The sequence below is a fragment of the Paraburkholderia bengalensis genome (genome assembly GCF_037126505.1).
Classification (GTDB): Bacteria; Pseudomonadota; Gammaproteobacteria; order Burkholderiales; family Burkholderiaceae; genus Paraburkholderia; species Paraburkholderia bengalensis.
This window is the reverse complement of the sequence record NZ_JACFYJ010000045.1, coordinates 43,784-65,954: the sequence shown is the minus strand read 5'-3', so window position 1 is coordinate 65,954 and position 22,171 is coordinate 43,784. Positions and strand designations below refer to the sequence as shown.

The 22,171-nt window shown below is 63.3% G+C and carries 18 protein-coding genes, 1 tRNA gene, 1 pseudogene and 1 riboswitch; of the genes and pseudogenes, 7 read left to right on the top strand and 13 right to left on the bottom strand.

What is annotated here, in order from left to right:
- Positions 1–561 (bottom strand): hypothetical protein (locus H3V53_RS24430; protein ID WP_336600155.1); only part of this gene is annotated, 561 nt, incomplete at its 3' end.
- Between the two features lie 205 nt (positions 562–766).
- Here H3V53_RS24430 and H3V53_RS24425 point away from each other — a divergent pair.
- The 3 genes and pseudogenes from H3V53_RS24425 to H3V53_RS24415 form a co-directional block, all read left to right on the top strand.
- Positions 767–1,450 (top strand): DapH/DapD/GlmU-related protein, encoded by a 684-nt coding sequence (locus H3V53_RS24425; protein ID WP_336600154.1) that lies wholly within the window; start codon positions 767–769, stop codon positions 1,448–1,450.
- Between the two features lie 245 nt (positions 1,451–1,695).
- Complete coding sequence (locus H3V53_RS24420) at positions 1,696–3,438, top strand: GMC family oxidoreductase (RefSeq protein ID WP_336600153.1); 1,743 nt, start codon at positions 1,696–1,698, stop codon at positions 3,436–3,438.
- 385 nt (positions 3,439–3,823) lie between these two features.
- A pseudogene (locus tag H3V53_RS24415) lies at positions 3,824–4,102 on the top strand (DUF1493 family protein); the annotation flags it as partial.
- Positions 4,103–4,309: 207 nt separating this feature from the next.
- Here H3V53_RS24415 and H3V53_RS24410 read toward each other — a convergent pair.
- Positions 4,310–5,557 carry a glycosyltransferase gene (locus H3V53_RS24410; protein WP_336600152.1) on the bottom strand — a complete coding sequence of 416 codons (1,248 nt, stop codon included), beginning with the start codon at positions 5,555–5,557 and terminating at the stop codon, positions 4,310–4,312.
- A 438-nt stretch (positions 5,558–5,995) separates the two neighbouring features.
- Here H3V53_RS24410 and H3V53_RS24405 point away from each other — a divergent pair, with 438 nt between their 5' ends.
- Complete coding sequence (locus tag H3V53_RS24405; RefSeq protein ID WP_336600151.1) at positions 5,996–7,141, top strand: acyltransferase family protein; 1,146 nt, start codon at positions 5,996–5,998, stop codon at positions 7,139–7,141.
- Between the two features lie 179 nt (positions 7,142–7,320).
- On the opposite strand, the gene H3V53_RS24400 is transcribed toward H3V53_RS24405, so the two are convergent.
- Positions 7,321–8,580 (bottom strand): glycosyltransferase, encoded by a 1,260-nt coding sequence (locus H3V53_RS24400; RefSeq protein ID WP_336600150.1) that lies wholly within the window; start codon positions 8,578–8,580, stop codon positions 7,321–7,323.
- Between the two features lie 312 nt (positions 8,581–8,892).
- Between H3V53_RS24400 and H3V53_RS24395 the strand changes: the two genes are divergently transcribed.
- Complete coding sequence (locus H3V53_RS24395) at positions 8,893–10,140, top strand: oligosaccharide flippase family protein (protein ID WP_336600149.1); 1,248 nt, start codon at positions 8,893–8,895, stop codon at positions 10,138–10,140.
- A 326-nt stretch (positions 10,141–10,466) separates the two neighbouring features.
- Here the strand turns inward: H3V53_RS24395 and H3V53_RS24390 are convergent, their stop codons facing one another.
- Positions 10,467–11,540, bottom strand: coding sequence for a glycosyltransferase (locus H3V53_RS24390; RefSeq protein WP_336600148.1), 1,074 nt, complete (start codon positions 11,538–11,540; stop codon positions 10,467–10,469).
- Between the two features lie 480 nt (positions 11,541–12,020).
- On the opposite strand from H3V53_RS24390, the gene H3V53_RS24385 reads away from it, so the two are divergent.
- Positions 12,021–13,364: a hypothetical protein gene (locus H3V53_RS24385; protein ID WP_336600147.1), complete on the top strand. Its 1,344-nt coding sequence runs from the start codon at positions 12,021–12,023 to the stop codon at positions 13,362–13,364.
- Between the two features lie 322 nt (positions 13,365–13,686).
- On the opposite strand, the gene H3V53_RS24380 is transcribed toward H3V53_RS24385, so the two are convergent.
- The 9 genes from H3V53_RS24380 to ydfG form a co-directional block, all read right to left on the bottom strand.
- Positions 13,687–13,762, bottom strand: a tRNA-Lys gene (locus H3V53_RS24380).
- A gap of 222 nt (positions 13,763–13,984) precedes the next feature.
- Positions 13,985–14,734 (bottom strand): tol-pal system protein YbgF, encoded by a 750-nt coding sequence (gene ybgF / locus H3V53_RS24375; RefSeq protein ID WP_054919146.1) that lies wholly within the window; start codon positions 14,732–14,734, stop codon positions 13,985–13,987.
- Between the two features lie 15 nt (positions 14,735–14,749).
- Entirely contained in the window at positions 14,750–15,256 is a 507-nt protein-coding gene (pal, locus tag H3V53_RS24370) for a peptidoglycan-associated lipoprotein Pal (RefSeq protein WP_054919147.1), read from the bottom strand.
- Between the two features lie 19 nt (positions 15,257–15,275).
- Positions 15,276–16,568, bottom strand: coding sequence for a Tol-Pal system beta propeller repeat protein TolB (gene tolB / locus H3V53_RS24365; RefSeq protein ID WP_054919148.1), 1,293 nt, complete (start codon positions 16,566–16,568; stop codon positions 15,276–15,278).
- A 113-nt stretch (positions 16,569–16,681) separates the two neighbouring features.
- A complete protein-coding gene (tolA, locus tag H3V53_RS24360; RefSeq protein WP_336600146.1) occupies positions 16,682–17,722 on the bottom strand; it encodes a cell envelope integrity protein TolA in 1,041 nt (346 codons plus the stop codon).
- Positions 17,719–18,165, bottom strand: a complete 447-nt coding sequence (gene tolR / locus H3V53_RS24355) for a protein TolR (RefSeq protein WP_054919151.1) — start codon at positions 18,163–18,165, stop codon at positions 17,719–17,721. Before tolR ends, tolA begins: the two co-directional genes overlap by 4 nt.
- Positions 18,166–18,175: 10 nt before the next feature.
- The gene (gene tolQ / locus H3V53_RS24350) at positions 18,176–18,853 is read right to left on the bottom strand and encodes a protein TolQ (RefSeq protein WP_012401829.1); all 678 of its coding nucleotides are present in this window, start codon (positions 18,851–18,853) and stop codon (positions 18,176–18,178) included.
- 165 nt (positions 18,854–19,018) lie between these two features.
- Positions 19,019–19,489 (bottom strand): tol-pal system-associated acyl-CoA thioesterase, encoded by a 471-nt coding sequence (gene ybgC / locus H3V53_RS24345; RefSeq protein ID WP_336600145.1) that lies wholly within the window; start codon positions 19,487–19,489, stop codon positions 19,019–19,021.
- A gap of 185 nt (positions 19,490–19,674) precedes the next feature.
- Complete coding sequence (gene ydfG / locus H3V53_RS24340) at positions 19,675–20,421, bottom strand: bifunctional NADP-dependent 3-hydroxy acid dehydrogenase/3-hydroxypropionate dehydrogenase YdfG (RefSeq protein ID WP_336600144.1); 747 nt, start codon at positions 20,419–20,421, stop codon at positions 19,675–19,677.
- Between the two features lie 202 nt (positions 20,422–20,623).
- Positions 20,624–20,738: riboswitch (ZMP/ZTP riboswitch) on the top strand.
- Positions 20,739–20,922: 184 nt separating this feature from the next.
- Here ydfG and glyA point away from each other — a divergent pair.
- Positions 20,923–22,170 (top strand): serine hydroxymethyltransferase, encoded by a 1,248-nt coding sequence (gene glyA, locus H3V53_RS24335; RefSeq protein WP_336600143.1) that lies wholly within the window; start codon positions 20,923–20,925, stop codon positions 22,168–22,170.
- Position 22,171 lies beyond the last annotated feature (1 nt).

The window sequence follows — 22,171 nt, the reverse complement described above, 5'->3', positions numbered from 1 at the left end:
CAGAACAAGCCTGCTGAAACCTATCCCGTCAGATTGATCGATGCCGACGTGATCCAGCAGCAGCAGGCACGGACGGCGGCCGCGATCGCGAACCAGGTGTGCGCCGCCGGCCGGCTGTCCGCCACCGTTGCCGCCTGCTGCCACGGGACCGCCTGCCTGCTGCGTATTGGGCTTGGCGACGCGCATGCGCTCGCTGTTGAGCAGGGCATTGCGCTGCGCATCGGGCGACGCGTCGTAAGTCGCGTATCCGTCCTGCAATGCCGACGGCCCGCCGAGCAGACGCTGCGAGTCTTCCTGCGTGCGTTGCGCCGCCGTCTTGCGCGGCGGCGCGCCGTTTGCGTTGTCGGCCGCGCCTGGTTGCCCCTTGCCTTGCGCGCCGTTGTTGCCCGCTGCGCCTGCATTGTTGTTCTGCGCGTGCGCGTGCGCATCAGCGCGACCGCCGACGCCAGCGCGACGGACAAGAGCAGCGCGCGCATGCGCAGCCGGCCGCGCAGTGGCTGCGCATGTGCCGCGCGCGTTCGCGTGCAAAGAGGATTGCTCATCGTCGTCTTCCTTTGGCAAACGTCATGAACCTTGCTCTCATGGTGATACGGACACTCTGCACCGATCCGCCAAAATTCCGCACGGTGCGGACAGTGATCGTCCGCGCGCGCCATCGAGCCAGATAATCGACCATGAAAAGGCGCGCGCCATGCGGACGACGGTTGTGGTACAGGGTCCGCCAGCGGCTGATCATCGCGAGCGCCACCATCGAATGGAGAAGACCATGAACAATACGATCGGCTCCCCGATCGACGGGGACGCACTCGACCAGAACACGCGCCTGCCGGACCAGCACGGCGCGCGCGCAGCCGGGACGGCCGCGCCGCAGGCACCTCAGACCGGCCGCGTGATCGACCTGAGCCGCGCGGGCAAGGGCAATTACGTTGCGGCGCGCAGCCGGTTGACCGAGCTGATCTGGTTCTTCGTCGAAGCATGCGTGATCAACAACAAGCTGCTGCCCGTATCGGCCGTGCGCGTCGCCCTGCTGCGCCTGTTCGGCGCGAAGATCGGCGCCAATTGCCGCTTCTTGCATCCCGTGCGCGTGAAGGCGCCGTGGAACCTGACCGTGGGCGAGAACTGCTGGTTCGGCGTCGACGTGTGGATCTACAACCAGGCGCCCATTCACATCGGCTCGAATGTCTGCATTTCGCAGGGCAGCTTTCTGAGCGCCGGCTCGCATGACATGCGAACAAACATGGATTTGCGCGTCGCGCCCATCGTCATCGAGGACGGCGCGTGGGTCTCGTCGAAGTGCGTCGTGCAGATGGGCGTGACCATCGGGCGCTCCGCCGTCGTCACGCCGCTGTCTGTCGTGCATCGCTCGCTGGAGGCCGAAGGCGTGTACGGCGGTAATCCCTGCCGCTTTATCCGCAAACGCTTCGACACGGATGCGGGAAGCGTTGCATAACGTGCATCGGATGCATGGTTCTGTCCGCCGGAAGCGCGAAGTTGGCGGATGAACCGCCTAACGCAGCGCCATCATCCTACGTAAGCACTAACCGGCGCGGGCATGCACTATGCCGAAGTGGCGCCTTGCAGGTGCTGACCCACAGGGCGTCGCGATATGACGAGCCTGTCTCGCATGCGCGGCGGGGCCAGAACGGACGCAGCCGCACTCGGCCGTACGAACAGAACACAAGCTGGGAGCAGGGGATGTTTATCGATACCCGCAGTGTCGAACAAGGCGTCGCTGTGTCGACGACAGTGTGCATCATCGGGGCTGGTGTCGCGGGTATTACGCTCGCGATGGAACTGGATCGCGCAGGCATCGACTGCTGCGTGCTCGAAAGCGGCGGCTACAAGGCCGATGACGAAACGCGCGATCTGTATCGTGGCGAAAACGTGGGCATTCCGTACACGTTTTCAGATGGCTGCCGCAGCCGCTATCTTGGCGGCAGCAGCAATTGTTGGGGCGGCTGGTGCCGTCCGCTCGACCCGTGGGATTTCGACAAGAAGGAGTGGGTCGCGCACAGCGGCTGGCCGTTTGGGCTCGAAGAACTCGCGCCGTATTATCTGCGCACCCATGCGCTGCTGAAGCTCGGCCCGCACAACTTCGACCCCGCGTGGTGGGAACAGCAGATCAACCGTCACGACGTGCGCCGCTATCCGCTGATGTCGGGCAACGTGCGCGATACCGTTTCGCAATTCAGCCCGCCTGTGCGCTTCGGCAAGGTGTATCGGGAGGTGCTGCGGCGCTCGGACCGCGTGCGCGTATTCCTTTACGCGAACGCCGTCAACATCGACACCGATGCGCAGGCAACGGAAGTCACGGGCATCGACGTCGCGACGCTCACGGGCAAGCGCTTTCGCATGAACGCCAAGCTGTTCGTGCTCGCGACGGGCGGCATCGAAAACGCGCGGATGCTGCTTGCGTCGAACAAGGTGCAGGCGGCGGGCCTCGGCAACGGCCACGATCTGGTGGGCCGCTTTTTCATGGACCATCCGCGCCTGATGACGGGCACCGTGAAGTTCACGAAGGCGTGGTCGCGCAACAAGCTGTACGACATCAAGTACCACTATCAGAACGCCGCCGTCGCGGCGCACGGCACGCATATCTCGTCGCAGTTCGCGCTGACGCACGACGTCATCCAGCGCGAGAAGCTGCTCAATTCGCGCGTATGGTTCTTCTCGCGGTTCTTCGGCGAGGGCAGCGCGGGTTCCGAGGCGCTGATCCGCTGCCGCGAGGCGCTGCATCGCAAGGAGCAGCCCGGCCGCCGCGCGCGCGACGACTACCTGACGATGGCCGCGCATCCCATCGATACCATCGGTTTCGGGCTGACGCGCCTGTTGCAGCTGCGCGCGCTGATCTCGGACGTGAAGCTGCAGGCGATCGTCGAGGCGGAGCCGAACCGCGATAGCCGCGTGACGCTGTCCGCTGATCGCAAGGACAGCCTCGGGCTGCCGCGCGTGAAAGTGGACTGGCGGCTCACGGAACTGGTGCAGCGCACGTTCGACCGCACGTTTCAGCTGCTCGCCGACGAGCTGAAGATGATGGGCGTCGGCGAGGTCGAACTGGACGCGCCGCTCGAGGGCCGCGAGTGGCCCGCGAAGCTCGAGGGCACGTGGCATCACATGGGCACGACGCGCATGCACGATTCGCCGCGCGAGGGGGTCGTCGATCGCAACTGCAAGATGCACGGCGTGAGCAATCTGTACGTGGCGGGCAGTTCGGTGTTTCCGACTGTCGGCGCGAACTTCCCGACGATCACCATTTCGGCGCTCGCGCTGCGCCTTGGCGAGCACATCGCCGCGCGGCTCGGCAAGCCGGAGACGGCGACCGTGCTGCCCATTGGCGAGGCGGCTGGCATGCGCTTCGCAGGTGCTCAGAGCGGCGACCTCGGCAAGCTGCCGATCGCGGCGCAGTCGTGGGTGCGGGCGGGCGGGAACGAGGCATAGGCGCGGCGCAGGCGATTTTGGAGCCGGTGCTTGACGTGCCGATTGCGTTGGTTCCGGCAGGATCTCTTGCAGACCTGTTCCGTCTTTTGTCGGTTCGATTCAGTCTCTTCCGTTCCATCGAACCGGGTAGATCGCTTCGTGACGCATTTCGCGTAAGCGCAATGCCGCTCAGAGGCTACCCGGTTCGATACATCACATTCGTCGTGTACGTTTCAGTGCATGGCGCCCGTTGGTCTGCGCATTCACGGACAGTTATTTCGATTTCCGGGCTCCTGGCCGAGAGCGCCGGGGAGTTTGCGCGCGCCTAAAGCCTTGACCTTATTTGGTAAGCCGACAGTAACATGAAAGATACGATAAGTAACCCTAAGTAAAGTTGAAAACAATAATGCAATCACAGGCAGTTTTGGTTGAACTGGAGGAATTCATTCTGCGCGAAGTCGGCCTGTCGCCGAAACGGCAGGTGCACGCCGCTAACACGATGGAGGATGACTTCGGCGTGACGGGCGATGACGCGGATGAGTTCATGGACGCTTTCGCGAAGCGCTTCAACGTCGCCCCCGGCGATTTCGATTTCAATCGTTACTTCGAAATGGAAGGCTTCAGCGTCTGGCCGTTTTCGATCTTGACGAACTGGCTGCACCGGCGCTGTGGCATCACGAAGTATGAACATCGCGAGCCGCTCACCGTTGGAATGCTTCAGCGCGCAATCGATCTTGGTGTCTGGGACAGCCAGCGCCTGGGGGAGCCGCCCGACACGTCACGCGACGAGTGGCGGAAATTTCGCTCAATGAAACAAAAGCCAGGATCGTATCGCCGATCCTGGCCTTTGCCATGGTCTCACGGCCTCGCTCCACGGCCTCGCTTCACCGATTCAATTCACCGAAGGCTCCCTTTGCGCAGGCGCCTTCCTCGGCAACGCGCCGGGCGTATTCTGCGGCGACTGCTGCTCGAGCGCGCGCGTTGCCGGCGGCGTCGGCGGCTGGAGCAACGCCGTCAACGCGTCGACCATGCTCGCAATGCCGAAGCGCGTGTCGAACGTCCTGCGCGCCTGTTCGCGCATGTTGGCTTTCGCGGCGGCATCGAGCGAATGCCAGTTGAGCAGATTGCGCTGCGTACCGCTGATCGTATCGCTCGACACCAGCCCCGCCTGATCGTTTTCCACTTCGCGCCACACGCCGACCTTGTCCGACAGCAGCACGGGCAACCCGCACGCCAGGGCCTCGGCGACGGCGACGCCGAAGTTCTCCTGATGAGACGGCAGCACGAAGACATCGCTTGCGTAGAACGCCCCCCACTTCATGTCGTCCTGCAGCATGCCTGGCCACGTCATGCGATCCTCGATGTTGCACGAGCGCGCGAGCGCCTGCAACGGACGCTGCCAGCCCGTCGCGTCAGGTCCGGCGATCACCAGATGCGCGTCCGGGTCGCGTTGCGCGTGATCGGCGAATGCGTGAATCAGCAGATCGCAACCCTTCTTCTCGTGAATCCGCCCGAGAAACAGCACGATGCGCTTGCCGCGCAGCTGCGGATACGCGCTCAGGAACACTTCGCGCAGCGCCTGCGCATGCGGCGGCGGCGCGTTGGTGCCGAACGGCACGACGCGTTCGTTCGCGCGATACAGCCAGAACGACTGGCGCGCAAGCAACCGCTCCTCTTCCGTCGTGAAGATCACGGCCGCCGCATCGCGCAGCACGCGATACTCCGCCCACGGCCAATACGCCCATTTCTTCAGATGCTTGAGAGGGTACGTGTGCTTGAAATACGGGTCGAGCATGCCGTGCGTGTACACGTAGTACGGCACCTTCATCGCGCGCAGCGCGCGCCATGCGCCGAAGCTGTGGTATTGCCACAGACCGTGCACGATGACGGCGTCGAAGCGCGGCGCTTCGCGCTGCAGCCACGGCACGTAGTTCGGAGAAAACCCGTAGGTGTTACGCCCAGGACCGAGCGCGTGCACACGCAGCGGGAAGTCGCGCACGTGGGGCGCATCGGCGGCATCGAGCGACGCGACTTCGATTTCATGACCCAGCGCCGCCATCGCGACGCCACTCTGACGTACACCTTCAGTCGGACCGCCTGCCCGCGGATCGACCGTCGAAAGAAGATGGAGTATTTTCATTGGCGAATAACACGGCTTAGTGCAAATAGGATCGGCGCAGCCGGGCGGCGACGCAGGGCCATCTCCTCTGCTCCCGTTGCGATGTGTTTTCCGTGGCGGCGGCCCATGCCCCGGTCCATCTGACTATAAATCGCTGCCTTGCCGCACAGTCCGGCGCAGGCGTAAATCGCCTACGTTTCGGCGGTGTCGCACGATGCTGCGCGGGCGCTCAGCCAGGCGCCCTGGCGCCTGCATTCAGGCTGTCCGACAAGGACAGCAACTTGGCGCACGGGTGCGCGGCCGTGCAAGCAACATGACTGGAATATCGGGCAAGAACGCCTGTCGGTGCACTTCGATGACACGCTGCAACCGGCAGGCCCGACGCGCGAGCGGCGAGCGGTCTTCCGCGCAGCGGCTCACGAACAACGACCAGCAAACGACGTCGAAGGGGATACAGGCATGAAGCTATTCGGCAGCGCTCGAGCGATGACCCGGGGCAGGTCAGTCGAACTCGACTTCGTGCGCGGCATCGCGATACTCGCGGTGATGGGCTACCACTTCCACGTCAACAACACGGGCAGCGCGCTGATCTCGATCATCGAGTACCCGCTGAAGAGCTTCGGCCGCGAAGGCGTGAACCTGTTCTTCACGTTGAGCGGCTTTCTCGTCGGCGGGCTGCTGCTGCGGCAATATGCGGAGACGGGGCACGTGGACGCGCGCCGCTTCATCGTGCGACGCATCTTCAAGATCTGGCCCGCGTACTACGTGCTGATCCTCTTTCATACGCTGGTCGGGCGCCATCCGCTCGACTCGTTCCTCTGGCAAAACCTGACGCACCTGCAGAACTACTTCGGCACGTCGATCACTCAGACGTGGAGTCTCGCTGTCGAAGAGCACTTCTATCTGTTCCTGCCCGCCGTGCTGCTGTTGTTCGCGCGCTGGAAGATGCGGGCGGGCTCGATCATCGGCGTGCTGGGCGGCATCTGCGTGATCGTGCTGATCGCGCGCTGCCTCGAAGTGGCGGGCGGCGACGTGGACGCCGCGTTCTACTACACGCAATACCGGATCGACAGCCTGCTGTACGGCGTGATTCTCGCGGCCATCTACTGGATGAAGCCCGACGTCTATCAGAAGATCGCAAAGCGCACCGGCTGGCTGCTTGCCGCGGTCGCGGTGCTGGTCGCGTGGCTCGTGCTCGCGATCAAGCACATTCCGCTCGACGAAAGCATCGGCTACACGATCCAGGCCCTCGGGTATTGCGCGTTCATCGTGCTGATGCTCGAACATTCAGGCAAGGTGCGCGGCGCGTTCTGGTATCGCGCGATCGCGTGGCTAGGCGTGTACTCGTACGGCATCTACCTGTGGCATTCGCTCGCGCTCGCGCCCGGCGACATCGTGATCCACAAGGCAACGGCGCTGGGCTTGCCGCCCGTCGCCGTGTGGGTGGCCGCGCTGGCCGCGCAGTTCGCGATCGCGATCATCGCCGGCTATGCGATGACGCGCGCAGTCGAGTATCCGTTCCTGCGGCTGCGCAATGCACTGTTCCCGGCGAAGCGGAACGCTTCCGTGCGCGAAGAGATGCCTGCGGGCGGGCAACTGTCCTGAGGCGGATCACATCGGATGGCAGGCGAGCGCGGCGCGGGCCGCGCTCGCTTTTTTTGCCCGCTTGCTTGCACGCATCGAACGCGCGAACGCCCGTCGATGCGCGCGCGCGTGCGGCCTGGTGGCCGGATGACTTAAGCCTTGGCGATGGTCGGTCGTGCGAATGAAGCCGCCGCGCGCTGTCAGGCGCGCGTTTCGATGGCGGCGGCGATGGCCTGATGCAACGTTTCCTTGAACTGGCCGAGCGTGTTGCGCGACAGCAAATGGTCGAGCGGCCGCTGATGCTTCTCGCCGCGCTCCCATTGCGCGGCCACAATGCCCAGCGCGCGCGTGATCGACGCCGCCGACAGATCCTCGAGGCACGGCCCAAGCTGCCCGTCGCGGCAAAACCAGCCGATCAGGCCATCTCCCGTCGCGACGACAGGCTTGTCGAAGCGGTATGCCTGCACGAGGACGCCGCTCATCCCATAGTGACCCTTGTAGCCAAGCCAGACGACGTCGCACGCGGAGAACAGGTCGCGCTCCATGTCGGTCGAAATGAAGCGGTCGAGGATCACAGGCGAAGGCTTGAGGATGGGGATAAACGCGCGCATGAAGCCGCGTATGTCCGGGTCCTGCTCGCCCGCGAGCAGCAGTGTGGGCGCGTCCTTCATGCCCGCGAGCGCTTCCGACAGCTCGCAGATGCCCTTGCGCTCGCTGATCGAGCCGTAGACGAGCAGATAGCGGCCGTCGGGGTCGAGCCCTAGGCGCTCGCGCGCGACGAGCCGGTCTTCCGCCTTCGCATCCGGAAACGGATCGGCCACGTACTCGACGGAGGCGCCGTGCCTCGGCTTGGCGCGCCCGACCCACTCGGGCAGCGTCGGATCGATCGACAGCAGCGTGCGCAGCCCCTTGGTGTGCACCGCGCGGCGAAACAGCAGCGACTTCAGCGTATTGACGAGCGGCCGTCCCGGCGTGCGCACGCCGACCTTGCGGTGGTGGAACGTCGCGCGCATTGTGATCGCGATCCACGGCGTTCTGCCGAACGGCGTGCCGAGCAGCGGCAGCGCGTGAAAGAAGTAATCGACATACGGCACGACCACGAGGCGCACGCGCTCGGCGTGCTTCACGGAGTCGTACGCGAGCTTGAAATAGGCATGAAACCGCGCATAGCTGAGGCGCTTGAGGCCGCGGCTGTGGCGCTGGCTTTCCGTATCGACGAAGGCGATCTGCAGGTCTTCGCGCCGCGCGCCCATGATTTCGCGCGCGAGATGATGGTCCTCGTTCGAGTTCTCCGTCACGACGAGACACGGATAGCCCGCTTCGAGGCAGGTTTGCGCGATCCATTCGACATAGCGCCAGCGGTGCCCGGTGAAATTCGGTTCGATGATCACGACGTAGCCGAGCCTCGCGGCATCGGCGATGGGGACTTCGACGGGCACGAGATGGGTTGCGCGTTCCATGACGTTCGGGAGGAGCAGCGTTGGGCTCACCTTAGCATTGCGCTTCCGGCACGAAACGACAATTTCGCCATATGTTTGGCGCGAACAGACAGCCTGCGGAGTCTCGTTGCCGAATCTGACTGACAGATGGCGTCCGCGCGCGAGTGGGGCGGGTTACCTTGAGGGACGGCCTGCATGAGCCGGCGGGCGGGCTGTGCCCGGCGCGCGATGCACGGCGCGGTATCCAGCCAGTCGTAACCAGCGATGGCAACAACAACCATTTTGCATCGGACGGGAGCGGGGAGTCCGGCTTTCGTCGACGGGAGAAGAAGATTGCGGACGATGAGGCTACCAGCGTTCTCCTTCAGGGCGGGCCTGAGTTCGAGCGCGGCGACGTGGGTGCTGTTGCAGCAGGTGTTGATGCGCGGCCTCGTGGCCGTGAAGTTTCTCGCCATCGGCCGCATTCTCGGGCCGGAGGCGATCGGCAGTGTGAGCGTGGCGCTGCTTGCCGTCGCCATTGCGGAGGCGCTGTCGGATACGGGCCTGTCACAGGCCGTGATCCAGGGGCAGGCCGCGCCGACGCGCGATGAACTCGGCGCTGTCTGGACCACGCTCGCGACGCGCGGCTTGCTGATCGGCGCGCGCTCATCGCGAATCGCGCCGTTGATGAACAGCCAGTTCCATCTGGGCAGCGCGCTGTTGCTGCTGCAACTGGCCGCGCTGCTGCCGCTGTTGCGCGGCGTCGCGTCGCCGGCCTATTACGTCGTGCAGCGCGAGCGGCGCTTCCAGCATGTCGCGCTGATCGAAATCTCGGCGGCTTTCGTCGATTGCTGCTTTGGGCTTGCGCTCGCGCTCGGCGGCGCGGGCGCGTATGCCGTCCTGCTCGGGATGATCGTCGGCGAGTCGCTGAAGACGGCGCTGACGTGGATCACGATGAATCCGCGTCCGCCCATCCGACTGCGCTGGTCGGGCATCGGCCACTACATCGGTTTTAGCCGCTGGATCTGGGCGGGCAGCGTGGTCAACCTGATCCTGAACCAGTTCGACAAGGTGGTGGTAGGCAAGCTGCTCGGGCCCGCGCAACTCGGCGCGTATCAGATGTCGTCGCGACTTGCGCAGATGCTGCTCGCCGATGCCGCCATCGCAATGTCGCAGTACCTCTTCCCCACCTTCGCCGCGCGCCATCGCGGCGATCCGAAAGCGGCCGCGCACCTGTTCCGCCGATGTATCGGCGTGATCGCGGTGGGGCTCGTCCTCGTGGTGATCGTGCTGCGGCTGCTGGCGCATCCGCTCTTCATGCTGATCCTCGGGCCGGCGTGGCTGTCCGCCGTGCCGCTCTTCAAGATCTTCGTGATCAACATGGCGATCGGCGCGCTGATCGCGGTCCTGGTGTCGTATCTGCGTGCCGTCGGCGATGCGAAGGCGACGACCCAGGCCTCCGTGATCCAGGTGCTCGTGCTGATCGTGTGCGTGCCGCCCGCGACGCACTACTGGAGCTTCATCGGTATTGCGTGGGCGATGACGGTCGGCCTGACTTCGGCGGCTGCGTGGATGGTGTATCGGGCGGCGCGCGTGATGTGATCGGGCGCGGCGTCGACTGAAGCGGGAACGCGGGACGTGTGCGGGGATATGGAAGGGCGGGCGAAAGTTTGTCGCTCGCCCTTTTTATGTTCTCTCACGAATGAATCGGCGCGGATTGCGGTGGCGAATCGCCGTGTGCTGCATCACGAGACTGCGCGCGCGGCAATCGGCTAGCGGCGCTCGAATTATTCTTGTTCGTACGCTGAAGTATGAGTGACGGCGCTTGCTGCGGATCGCTCAAGCGCCGTTATTGGCAGTAAGCCGCGTAGCAGACCGGCTGCGGCCCGCCGTTGCCGCAATGATGCGCCTCAGCTCAGCGCCCGTAATCAATCGCGAGACGACAAGGTGATGCGACGCTCGTCGTACGAAAGACCCACCGCTCGCGTGATCTCGACCTTGCCGCCCGCCATCGCGGCGTTCGCGATCTCGTCGAGGCTCGCTTTCCATCGGTCGCGCACGACCGTGTGAAAAGCCCGCGCATGGGACGCCACCGCGTTTCGATCGAGAACCGGCTGGTCGCCGATGTCTTTCGGGTTCGTGTCGCCGTGCGGCGGCACCAGTATCCCGAAGTGTCCGAAATTCTCTCTGAAGGTGGCTCGGTCTGGGACGACCGGCCTGCAGCCGCACAGCGCGGCTTCGAGGACGGGCATGCAAAAGCCCTCGAGTTCAGACGTCGACATGACGATGTCCGAGCAATGGTAAATGTCCGACAGTTCGTCTTCAGTCAAATCTGAAAATACCTGGATGCGATTTCCCAAACCCAGCGCGTCGGCTTCGCCGCGCAGGTCCGCCGTCTGGTTGCGGGGCACGACCATCGCCACGCTTTCGACGCCGCCGGCGTCGCGTTTGATGTAATCCAGCACGCGTCCGTAGTTCTTGTGTGCTGCCAACGTGCCGACCCACACCGCGTGGAAGTGTTCTCCGGCGCCGACCGCGTCGCCGGAAGACAGGAACTGTCTGTCGATCGGCACGCCGCAGATGTGATACGGCACCTTACCGAACAGATGACTGACCATGCGGCCCGTTGCCTTCGTCACGCAGTAGACGAATCCGAGCTTTCTGGAAATCCACCGAAGATAGTATCGATAATACAAAGCGGATTTTTTGTTCCGAGGATAAAAATACTGGATGAGATCGTGATAAATGGCGATCTGCTTTTTGAATGCAAATGGAACGACATATTCCTGAGATGTCACGACGATGATGGGATAACCCGCTCTTCTCCACGCGTCGAATACAAAAATCCAGTAGATCACCAGCCAGGGGGTATGAAGCCGGCTTAGCATTCTCAACAGGGGATTATTCTGCTGGGCGTCGGCGAGCTCACGCGCGCCCAGCACGAGGACCTGACAGCCGTGCTCTTGCAGCGACGCGCTGACGTGGGTCAGAAAGCGCGCCATGCTTCCCGTTTCTCCGACGTTGGTGCCTGGACCGCATACCAAAACTGATTTCACCTGTCCTCCGCGCGAAACGTGATCGACCGTGCGTTCCGTAAATGATTTCCGCAGACGCGAGTCCGACAATTCGATAATCTTGCGTCCGTGATGTGTCGCCGTTACGTTGGAAAGCCGGCATTCTTCCGAGGCAATCGATAATCTCGATTGCTCGATAGATCCCCAATGTTCTATCCGATATTCGGCTGAGCGATTTGCGCCCGTCCGCCAACATAGCGCTATTTGACGACAAGTCGCCGCCGTGTCTCATGCTGGCTGGCGGTTCGCGTCGCACCGCCGAAGTTTAGTCCTTTGCCGCCTGTCGTCCGTGAGGTGAAGGTACCCACTGTTATATTCCAAGAAAAACTTCGGGGTACGGGAAATCACGGCGGACGTTTCATTCAGCACGTATTCCGGAGCACGTAACCGGACCATAAGGGAGCCGTGATGCGCAATCAGCACGCATCGTTGTGGATATGGATGTTCCTGTTTCCGCTTTCCCTCGATTACAAGGCGAGCGAGGATGCAAGCAGCCATCTTTTGCAGATTCTGCTGGTCGTGCCCGTGCTCGGCGCCGGGCTGATACTCATCCTTATCGCGCCGCGCTTTCAGGGCAGGTCGAAGATGCGTGCGTTCGTCACGTGCGCGCTGGCGCTGACGATAGTCGGCAGCGTCGTCACACAACTCCTGCAAGGCAACGATTTCGGCAATTATCTGCGCGTGCTGCTGCCGTTTATGTTGTTCGTGCTTGGTTACAAGGTCGCGAATTCGCCGTGGCACGAACAGCGCGTGAGCCAGATCGAGAAGGCGCTGTTCTGGGCGAACGTGGTTTGCCTGATCTTTACATTCGTGTACGGCATGGCGACCGTCGGAGGCGTCGAGAATGTCCGCTACCGGATCGTTTCGTCGACGTTCCTCGTGCTGCAGGGCGTGCTGCTGCACGAATTCGTCATCACGAAGCACTTCACGAAGTTCACGGTGCTTCTTTTCGCGGGGACGGTCGTGATCGAACTGCTCAGCGTGACGCGCAGCCTGCTGCTCGGCACGGCGTTGCTGCTGGCGCTGGCGACGTGGATGGGCGCGTCGTCGATGCATAGCCTGATCCGCTCGGGGCTGCGCGCGGCGGTTATCGGCCTGATTTGCGGCGGTGTGGTGATGGCGGCGGCATCGTATATTCCGGGCGTGGCCGAACACTGGACGAATCGCATTTTCGCTTCGAAGAACACCGAGTCCGGCAAGGACCCGACGACGATTACGCGCCTTGCGGAAATGAAGGATCAATATGATCAGATCATGTCGTCGACGGATGCGCTGCTGTTCGGCAAGGGCTATGGACACTACTACCGTTACTCGCCGGCCTATTTGCCGGACCTGACCGGGCAGATCAGCGAAAAGGATTTCTACGCGATCCACGAATGGTTTGCCGGACACAATTTCTGGGTGTATCAGCTGTTCGCGGGCGGGATTGTGTTCGGTCTGGCGTTGCCGCTTGCGCTGCTGTTTGCACTCATCAAATGTTGCATGGCCTATCGGCGATGGCGGGCCACGGCACCCGATGCGTTGTATCTACCTGTGATGGGGCGCGCGATCCTGATGGTGGCCGCGTTGCCCGCGACTTCGATCGGCGGCAATCCGCTCGGCCAGCGCTTTGCGGGGTTGGTGTTCGGCGTCGCGCTAGGGTTGATGGTTTCGGTGTACGCGCAGTTGCAGCGCGCGCATCCCGCGCCGCGGCCGCGTCGCACGATGTCGATGAACGCGGCTGCTTATACGAAGCTTGAACCTAGCGCGTAGGCGAGGGCGGTTGGGTGCGGCGGGTTGGGACGCGGATTCTGATGCGGGAAAGTCCGGCTTTGAGGAGCGGGCTTTTTTGTTGGTAGGACGAATCATTGTGTGGCACTGTCTTGGCCAAGGGCGGGTGACGCACGAGAAGCACACGTTTGAGCATCCGACCGTTTTCTTTCGCGCAAGAAGGGGTCTGGTGGTGAGGTGTTGGAAGTCCCGATGCGACTGACTGACTAGTTGTTGGCTGACCGGTTAAGTCATGACTCGAGCTAGAAGCAGCTCAAAAGCAAAAAAGCCCGGTCGCAATGACCGGGCTTTTTGCTTGTTTTCTTGGTAGGCCGTACTGGATTCGAACCAGTGACCAACGGATTAAAAGTCCGCTGCTCTACCAGCTGAGCTAACGACCCAAAAGAGAAGCGAGAGTATATCGGCATCGCGCGGACCTGTCAAGAATCGTCCGATCGTTCTTCGGTCGAAGGCGCGAAAAAGAAAAGCCCCGAAACCTTTCGGTTCCGGGGCTTTCCGGCGAGAGGCACGCGTATCGGTTTTTTGAAGCGTCGACACTGCGCGTTTTACTGCATACAGCTAGCTTATGCTGCGCGCGTCGGCGAGAGCCAAACGCCGCAACATCACTTGATCTGCGACAGCTTGCTTTGCGCCGACTGCGCGACATCCGAGCCGCCATACTGCGCGACGATCTGCTCGAGTGTCTTCTTCGCAGCCGCCTTCTGGCCCTGTTCGAGCTGATTGTTCGCGATAGCGAGCAACGCCTCCGGCGCGCGCGGATGCTGCGGGTACTTTTGCACGACACCTTGCCACACCGACGTCGAGCCCTTGTAGTCGCGCAGCGCGTACAGCGCGTTGCCGAGCCAGTACTGCGCCGTCGGCTGATACGGGCTTTGCGGATACTTCGAGATGAAGCTGCGGAACGACGTCGCCGCGTTCTTGAAGTCGCCGTTGCGGAACTGCTGCGAAGCCGCGTTGAACGCTTCCGTTTCACCCGGCTGTACGGTGCCCTCCACGCCATCGACCGTCTGCTGCTGCGGCTCGAACTTCTTCAGACGACCATCGAGGTCCGTGTAGTAGTCCTTTTGCTGCTTCTGCAACGTGGCAACCTGATTGGCGAGATCCTCGTTCTGTCCACGCAGCGTCGCGACCTGCTGGTTCAGCTGGTCGAGACGATTCGACTGATCGAGGATCGTGCGTTGGGCCGCCGACAGCTGGCTCGACAGACTATCAGTCTTGGTGCGCAGATCGAGGATCGCCTGGCGAGCCTGATCGTCGTCGAACATGCCCGCATGAGCGGGCAGGGCCATCATGGCCGTGCCCGCGACGCAGGCGGCTGCGGCAACGCGCAGCCAGGGAAAACGGTGCGTCATACGGCTTGTCACCTATTACTGTTGATAGACGAGGTCAGCGCGGCGGTTCTGCGCCCACGACGCTTCGTCATGACCCGTCGCCTGCGGCTTTTCCTTGCCGAGGCTCACAGCTTCCATTTCCGAATCCGGCACGCCGAGCAGCGACAGCGAACGACGGACGGCTTCAGCACGCTTCTGGCCGAGTGCCAGGTTGTATTCGCTCGTGCCGCGCTCGTCGGTGTTGCCCTGGATTAGGACGTGACGCTGCGGATGGCTCTTCAGGTACTGCGCGTGTTGCTGCAGCAGCGGCTGATAGTCGTCTTTAACAGAATAGCTGTCGAAATCGAAATAGATGCTGCGCTTGGCAAGCGGGCTGTTCGGATCGTTCAACGGATCGACATTCACCGTGGCCACATCGTTCGGGTTCGGTTGCGCGCCTGCGCCGCCCTTATTGGCGTTTTCGTCGAGCTTCACGCCCGAATGACATGCAGCCAGCGTTCCGACCATTGCCACGGCAAACGCGATACGAACTTTGGACATCATGCTTTACTCTCCTTGTGTGTTATTGCATAAACGGGCCCCAGGAAGGCTCGCGCACGCTGCCCCCCTGAACGGACAGGACCTGCCGCGTCCGACCATCGGTCGATACTGCGGCCAACACGCCACGGCCGTTCACCTGAGTGGCGTAAAGAATGTACTGACCATTCGCCGCGAAGCTCGGCGATTCGTCATGTGTGGTGTCGGTGAGCGCCGTCGCGACGCCCGAACCCAGATCCTGGATATACAGCTTGAAGCCCCCGCCCGTGCGCGAGATATATGCGAGCTGCTTGCCGTCCGGGCTCACGCGCGGACTCGTATTGTAGTTGCCCGTGAAGGTCACGCGCTGCGCGCTGCCCGCGGACTCGCCGCCGGCTGGCATTTTATAGATCTGCGGCTGGCCGCCGCGGTCGCTCGTGAAATAGATCCACTGGCCGTCCGGAGAGTACGACGGCTCGGTGTCGATCGAGCTGCCTTGCGTGAGGCGACGCAGGCCGCTGCCGTCGGCGTTGACGGCGAAAATCTGCGTGTTGCCCGTGCGCGACAGCGCGACGGCGAGCGTGCGGCCGTCGGGCGACCATGCCGGCGCGCTGTTGTTGCCCTTCTGGTCCGACACGATGGTGCGGCGGCCCGTCGGCAGATCGTGAATGTAGACGATCGGCTTCTTCTTTTCGAACGAGACGTACGCGACCTTGGTGCCATCGGGCGACCATGCCGGCGAGATAATCGGCTCGGGGCTGGAGAGGGCAATGTGCGCGTCCTGGCCGTCCGAGTCGGAAATCTGCAGTTGATAACGGTTGCCCGTCTTGATCACGTACGACAGACGCGTCGCGAACACGCCGCGGCCGCCCATCAGCTTGGCGTAAATATAGTCGGCGATCTTGTGCGCGCTCATGCGCAGACCGCTTTCCGGGCTCACGAGTTCGAGGCCGCCCAGGTTCTGCTGATTGACCGTGTCATACAGCTTGAAGCGCACCTGGTATTGGCCGTTCGGCAGTTTCGTGACGCTGCCCGCCACGAATGCATTCGCACCCTTGGCCTTCCAGGCGCCGAGGTCGACGGAATCACCTTCCGAAACGGGCGCGCTGCCGGCGTCGATATTGGTAAATTTGCCGCTGCGCTGCAAATCCTGGCGGACGATCGTGCTGATCTGCTGGGGAGAATTGGCCTCGTTGGCAAAATTTGCCGTGGCAATCGGGAACTGCGTGGACCCGACGCCCGTCACGAGGACGTTGAGTTGTGCATGGGCGGCACCGCCGGCGGCGATCAGGCACGAAGCCACAAGCGCTCGCAAGCCTAGCTTGGTCATCAAACTCATTCTGTATAAATTCCCCAAAAAACGAATTTCTAACATTCCACGACTACGAAAGACCGGCTAGAGCAGAAATCGTTCCCGGTGCGCCCAACCTGAGAGAGGACCGGGAACGGCTGTCAGGCGGCCGGGCGCAGCGTGATCGTAAAGCTACCGGGCGTCTTGCCGTCGATATCCTGCGGCATAGGGTCGGAGCGCTGGACGGCGCGAAGCGCGGCGTCGTCCCAGGCCTGGTTGCCGCTGCTATGGGTGATGGTTGCGCTCAACAGCGTTCCCGTCGGCGAGCAGCGCACGGCAACGACGGTTTGCAGACCCGCCGTTTCCCCCGACCAGACGATGTTCGGTCGCACGCGGCGCTGCACCTTCTCGGCATAGCCCGGCGACGCCGCGTTGCCGCCCGCGCCGCTGCCCGTGCCGCTCTTTGCGAGACCATTGCCCGTCGACCCTTCGCCGCCCGCCATGCCTTGCATCGCGGCAAGACGCTGGCGCCGCTCGGCGTCGAGCTTCTTCGCGGCCTCCGCCTGAGCTTGCGCCTGGGCCTTCGCCTTCGCTGCCTTGGCCGCGTCGGCCTTGGCCTGCGCTTCGGCTTGCGCCTGTTTGGCTTCCTGTTCCTTCTGCTTCGCTTCCTGCTGCTTCTGTTGTTCTTCCTGCTGCTTCTTCAACTGTTCCTGCTTCTGCTGCGCCAGTTGCTGCTGCTTGAGCTTTTCCGCCTGCTGCTGTTGCTGCTTGAGTTTCGCGGCAGCGGCCGCCGCAGCCTGATCGGCGGCGAGTTGCTGCTGACGTTTCGCTTCGGCTTCCTGCTGGGCCTGCAGCTTCTGCTGACGCTGCTGCTCGGCGAGTTCAGCCTGGCGCTGGGCTTCCTGCTGTTTACGCTTCCTTTCCTGCAGCGCGATGTCAGCCTGTTCGTCGCTGACCTGCGGCGCGGGCCTGACGGGCGTGGGCGCGGGCGGCGGCGGAACCGGGCGGGGCGTCGGCACGTCGGGCACTTCAGTCCACAGTTCGGCTTCCGCGCCCGCGGGCGTGCTGTTCTGCCAGTGGATGCCGTGATACAGGAAGAAGCCGAGCAGCACGTGCATCAGCGCGGCGAGCGCGAACGCGCGCCACGTGCCGCGCTCGCGCGGCGGCCGAAGCGGATAGGCGTTTTTCGGTCGGCGGGTCATTGCGATTTGACGAGCAATCCAACGCGCTTGACGCCGCGAGCCTTCAGGTCGGACATCACGTTCATGACGACTTCGTACTTGACCGTCTTGTCGGCGGCGATCACGACGGGCTGGTCGGGATGCGCAGCCTGACGGTCGGTGACGAAGCTGCGTAAGTCGGCTTGCGTCATCGTTTCCTGTTGCGTCGTGCCTGCGTCGTCCTTATATTTGACGCTCATATTGCCGTCGGCCTTGATGTTGACGACGACGGGCGGCGTCTGCTGCTGCGGCGCGGCGCCGCCAACCGTCGGCAGGTTCACGATCGACGGCGCGACGAGCGGCGCCGTCACCATGAAGATCACGAGCAGCACGAGCATTACGTCGATGTAAGGCACGACGTTGATGTCGGCCATCGCGCGGCGCGAGCGGCTGCCGCGCATGCTGGAACGAACTGAACCGGCCATCGTGAACTCCTTAATGGGCCTGACGCTGCAGGATGTTCGAGAACTCTTCGATGAAGGTTTCGAAGCGGATCGCGAGACGATCGATATCGTGCGCGTATCGGTTATAGGCGACAACGGCGGGAATGGCGGCGAACAGGCCGATTGCCGTGGCCGTCAGCGCTTCGGCGATACCGGGCGCGACGTTGGCGAGCGTGGCCTGCTGGACGTTAGCGAGGCCGCGGAACGCGTTCATGATCCCCCACACCGTGCCGAACAGACCGATATACGGGCTGACCGAGCCGACGGAGGCGAGGAACGCGAGATTCGCTTCGAGCACGTCCATTTCGCGCTGGAACGCGGCGCGCATCGCGCGGCGGGCGCCGTCGAGGATCGCGCCCGGGTCGTTGATCCGCTTTTCCTTGCCCTTCAGAAACTCGCGCATGCCCGACTCGAAAATGCGCTCGAGTGCGCCGATGGTGTGACGGTTGTTCGCGGCGCTCTGATACAGCGCCTGCAGGTCGCCGCCCGACCAGAAATCGCGTTCGAAGCGCTCAGTCTGCGCCCGCGCGCGGCGGATCGCAAACCACTTGCGGAAGATGAAAGTCCACGACATCAGCGACAGCAGCAACAGCAGCGCCATCACCGCCTGCGCCAGCAGGCTCGCATTGAGAACGAGGGAAATGATCGACAGATCTTGTGTAGTGTTCATAGAGGTTCGCTGTAACGTCCCGAATGGGGCGTCCGGCTGTAAGGTGGGTCGAAGCGTTCGGTCGGCTTTTTGCCGGCAAACCGGAAGCTTCGGCTGGCCCTTCGCCGAACCATGCTTGGTCTTGTTGTGACCGTTACGAGTTCACTGTCCAGGTAACAACGACGCTCAAATAACCGCCGTTGACACGCTGGCGCCGTTTGAGTCCGGTTCGCGCTGCAATGCCGCGTGAACCGGAGGAGGAATGGCTGCCGGCTTCATCGATTGCGAATCGACACAGCCGACGCGGATCGAGCCCGTTGCCAGCAGCGTGTCGCCGCGCCACGCCTCCTGGGCGAAATCCACCGATGCGCGGCCCAGCCGTTCGATCCGGCTGACGATGCGCAGCAGGTCGTCGAGCCGGGCGGGCGCGTGATAGTCGAGCGCAGTGCTGCGCACGACGAACAGCGTGCCCGTTTCTTCCGCCAGCCTGCGCTGGTCGACACCGCACGCGCGCAGCCATTCGGTGCGCGCGCGCTCGAAAAACTTCAGGTAGTTCGCGTAGAACACGATGCCGCCGGCGTCGGTATCTTCGTAATACACGCGAACCGGCCAGATAAAGGCGGTTCGCGCGCCGGACTGACTGTCAGACATATTCATAGGCGCGCATTTTACCGGAACGCAAAAGAGCGCTGCATTTTTGGGCACTCTTGTATCGCGACGTGCCTGGCGCGGGGCCTGCGCCTTGCCTGCACCTGCCTGCCTCGCGTTCGTACGCGTGTTCGTACGCGCGGCGCTCACGCATCCGTGCTGCCCGGTGCGCGCCCGGCGCTTCCATTCCCCGCTTAGCCGCGGTGAATGTTCAATCCGGCGAACGACTGTGCGACGGGCATTAGTTCGATCGTATTGATGTTGACGTGCGCGGGGCGCGTCGCGATCCAGTAGATCGAATCGGCGATGTCTTCCGCCGTGAGCGGCTGCACGTTCTGATAGACGGTCGCCGCCTTCGCGTCGTCGCCGCGAAAACGTACGTTCGAAAATTCCGTGCCGCCGCACAGGCCCGGCTCGATGTCCGTCACGCGGATGGGCGTGCCGTGCAGGTCCGCGCGCAGGTTCAGGCTGAACTGGCGCACGAACGCCTTGGTTGCGCCGTACACATTGCCGCCGGGATAGGGCCAGGTGCCTGCCACCGAGCCCAGATTGAGCACGTGCCCGCGATTGCGCTCGATCATGCCCGGCAGGAACGCGCGCGTGACCTGCACGAGGCCGGTGCAGTTGGTATCGATCATCGTCGTCCAGTCGTCGAGTTCGGCGCGCTGGGCGGGCTCCAGGCCGAGCGCGAGACCGGCGTTGTTGACCAGCACGTCGACGGCGGCGAAGTCGGTGGGCAGGGCGGAGGGAGCGGCTTGAACGGCGGCGCGGTCGCGCACGTCGAGCTCGAACGGCAGCAGATTGTCGCCGAGTTCGTCGGCGAGCGCCTGCAGGCGGTCCTTGCGGCGCGCGGTCGCGACCACGCGATGGCCCCCTTTGACGAAAGCCCGGGCGATGGCGGCGCCGAACCCTGCGGACGCCCCGGTGACGAACACGATCATTGCTGTTTCCTGGTCGGTGAAGAAAGGCCACAAGCCTACTTCCAATGGGGCGAGGCGGCAAGAATGACCCCGTCGCCGGAAGGCGTCCCCGGAGGGCGTGCCGGGCAGTCCTACCCGGGGCAAAATGGGACTCCTGGCGGCGCGCGAGCCACGTCCGTCGGGCCGGTTGCCTATTCCACCCGGTTCCAATAAACTAACGCGCTCACCCCTGCGTGACTGGCGATAGAACCCCACGCTGTCAAGCCTGACGGGTTCAAGGTGGAGTGCCCCACCGTGAAGCGCAGGGTGCCGTTTTGCCGTTCGCCTGGGCAGCCATGTATCGAGCGCGCCGTCGTTTGCGCTGCCGGTGGTTGTCCTGCCTCGCGTGTGCGGCACCTCCTTCATACGCCGCGTCAAGGCTCCCATCATCGGCAGTGGCCAGCCGTGCAGCGTACCTGCTACGCCCTCAGCACACGACCCGCGCATGATCCGGTCAACCTGAACACACTTAACGGAACCAGCATGTTTGACAGAGCCCAAAGCACCATCGCCAACATCGACCCGGAAGTCTGGAAGGCCATCCAGGACGAAAACCACCGTCAGGAAGAGCACATCGAACTGATCGCGTCGGAAAACTACACGAGTCCCGCCGTGATGGCCGCGCAGGGCTCGCAGCTCACCAACAAGTACGCCGAAGGCTACCCGGGCAAGCGCTACTACGGCGGTTGCGAATACGTCGACGTCGTCGAGCAGCTGGCAATCGACCGCGTGAAGGAGCTGTTCGGCGCCGAAGCCGCGAACGTTCAACCGAATTCGGGCTCGCAGGCGAACCAGGGCGTGTTCTTCGCCATGCTCAAGCCGGGCGACACCATCATGGGCATGAGCCTCGCGCACGGCGGCCACCTGACGCACGGCTCGCCCGTCAACATGTCGGGCAAGTGGTTCAACGTGGTCAGCTACGGCCTGAACGAAGCCGAAGACATCGACTACGATGCCGCCGAGAAGCTCGCCCAGGAGCACAAGCCGAAGATCATCGTCGCGGGCGCATCGGCGTTCGCGCTGCGTATCGACTTCGAGCGTCTGTCGAAGATCGCGAAGTCGGTGGGCGCGTATCTGATGGTCGACATGGCGCACTACGCCGGCCTGATCGCAGCGGGCGTCTACCCGAACCCGGTGCCGTTCGCCGACTTCGTCACCACCACCACGCACAAGAGCCTGCGCGGCCCGCGCGGCGGCGTGATCCTGATGAAGGCCGAGTACGAAAAGCCGATCAACTCGGCGATCTTCCCGGGCATCCAGGGCGGCCCGCTGATGCACGTGATCGCGGCCAAGGCCGTCGCGTTCAAGGAAGCGCTGTCGCCGGAATTCAAGGAATATCAGCAAAAAGTGGTCGACAACGCTCGCGTGCTGGCCGAGACGCTCGTCAAACGCGGTCTGCGCATCGTGTCGGGCCGTACGGAAAGCCATGTGATGCTGGTCGATCTGCGCGCGAAGAAGATCACCGGCAAGGCAGCGGAAGCGGCACTGGGCGCGGCGCACATCACCGTGAACAAGAACGCGATTCCGAACGACCCGGAAAAGCCGTTCGTGACGAGCGGTATCCGCCTCGGCTCGCCGGCAATGACGACGCGCGGCTTCGGCACGAAGGAAGCCGAGCAGGTGGGCAACCTGATCGCCGACGTGCTCGACAACCCGGAAGACACGGCAACGATCGAGCGCGTGCGTGCGCAGGTCGCGGAGCTGACCCAGCGTTTCCCGGTCTACCGCTAAG